This window comes from Candidatus Phytoplasma citri, assembly GCF_002009625.1.
Lineage (GTDB): Bacteria > Bacillota_I > Bacilli_A > Acholeplasmatales > Acholeplasmataceae > Phytoplasma > Phytoplasma citri.
In genome coordinates, this window is sequence record NZ_MWKN01000076.1 from 1 (window position 1) to 579 (window position 579).

At 37.7% G+C, this 579-nt stretch carries 1 protein-coding gene; it reads left to right on the forward strand.

What is annotated here, in order from left to right; translation table 11 throughout:
* The coding region (locus B2G44_RS01965) for a reverse transcriptase/maturase family protein (protein ID WP_219335503.1) at positions 1 to 579 on the forward strand (579 nt) is incomplete at both ends.

The following is a 579-nucleotide window of genomic DNA, read 5'->3' on the forward strand; positions in this document are numbered from 1 at the left end:
CTCCTCAAGGAGGGATTATTTCCCCCTTATTGGCGAATGTATATTTACATTACATGGACCTAAAAATGGAGGAACTGATTAAAGAAGGAAAACCAATTAGGAAAGGGAATCCGGAATATGGGAAAGCATGGCGTAAAAACCAGCACCATAGATTGGGGATTGACAGAGATATTAATCAAAATCCAAAACCAAGAGTTGAATACATCCGCTACGCTGATGATTTTATCATCGGAATTAAGGGCGAATATGACAAAGCCGAAGGGATTAAGAACCGAGTAACGCAATGGCTAGAACAAGATTTGAAACTTACTATTAGCATGAATAAATCAAAGATTGTTAAAGCCAACAAAGGAACAAGGTTTTTATCCTACATGATAAAGGTAAATCCCACCAATAAAACCCGTACAGGGAAATCCACAAAGAATTCCTTCAACGGTAAAGTCCAAATCCAAATTCCCCAAGCGAAAGCCAAAGAATACGGATACGAATATAATTGGTTAAAAGGGAAGGTGAAACATGATGAAGCTTTAGCGGATAGAGACGAATTAGAAATAATCCGGACCTATCAAACAATTGTTA